General features: G+C 63.3%; 1 protein-coding gene. It reads left to right on the top strand.

What is annotated here, in order from left to right; genetic code table 11:
* Positions 1 to 55: 55 nt before the first annotated feature.
* Positions 56 to 324: hypothetical protein (locus AC3XQU_RS23480; protein ID WP_489876554.1), on the top strand; the 269-nt coding region annotated here is incomplete at its 3' end.

Raw genomic sequence — 324 nt, 5'->3', positions numbered from 1 at the left:
GACGTCTATCCGATCAGCCTGCCCCGGTGGGCATTCACTCAGGAGAAGAACGAAGATGACCAGTAACGAAATCGCCATCAGCGGGCAGCCGAGCAGTGTGGTGGCGTCGCCGACGTCGATCTCCATCAGCGGAGCGCTGCAGGAGCAGGTACAACAGATGGGACACGCGTACACGCTCGCGCAGTCGATTTGCAAGACTTCGCTGGTCCCGCAGCACTTCCGCGGCAAGCCGCAGGACGGCGCGGTCGCGATCATGGCCGGCGCGAAGTGGGGACTCGACGCCATCTCGAGCCTGCAGAACATCTTCATCGTCCACGGCACCCC

The organism is Telluria sp. AZSoR62 (assembly GCF_058111565.1).
Note: the sequence above shows the minus strand (reverse complement) of the source record. Positions and strands in the feature narration are given on the sequence as shown.